Source organism: Staphylococcus sp. EG-SA-2, assembly GCF_017152085.1.
Window position 1 is genome coordinate 1 of sequence record NZ_JACYHC010001219.1, and the last position, 641, is coordinate 641.

The 641-nt window shown below is 30.9% G+C and carries 2 protein-coding genes; both read left to right on the plus strand.

The genetic code is table 11. The features are described from left to right. The coding region (locus IDG60_RS28190; protein ID WP_206160686.1) for a peroxiredoxin at nucleotides 1-281 on the plus strand (281 nt) is incomplete at its 5' end. Between the two features lie 5 nt (nucleotides 282-286). Next, nucleotides 287-641 (plus strand): Rossmann-fold NAD(P)-binding domain-containing protein (locus tag IDG60_RS28195; protein WP_481906115.1); only part of this gene is annotated, 355 nt, incomplete at its 3' end.

Consider the following 641-nt stretch of genomic DNA (forward strand, 5'->3'; position numbering starts at 1 on the left):
ATGATTTAGATGTTGCAGTATATGGTATAAGCGGTGATTCAAAGAAAAAACACCAAAATTTTATTGAGAAACACGGATTGAATTTCGATTTATTAGTAGATGAAGATTTTAAATTAGCTAAAGAAACTGGCGTATATCAGTTAAAAAAATCATTTGGCAAAGAAAGTATGGGCATTGTAAGAACGACTTTTATAATAGATGAACAAGGTAAAGTATTAGATGTTATCGAGAAGGTTAAGGTTAAAACACAAATAGAAGAACTTAAAAACATTTTGGGGTGACATATATGAAAGTTGTTGGGTTGAATCGTATGCGTGAAGTTGAAACTGAATTACAACAACGCTTTTCAGATTTAGATTTTAAATTTTATAAAAAAGCATCAGAAATACCTGAGAGCGACTTGGCTGATTTAGATATATTAGTTGGTTATGATGGCGGTATCAATGAGGCATTTTTACAACGTTGCCCGAATTTAAAATGGATTGCATGGTTTGCAACGGGTGTAAATACATTGCCGTTAGATTATATTGCAGATCACGGCATACTTTTAACTAATGGAAAAGGTGTTCAAGCTAAACAATTATCTGAATACATTTTAGCTTTCATTTTAGATGATTATAAAAAGATGAAACTATCATATG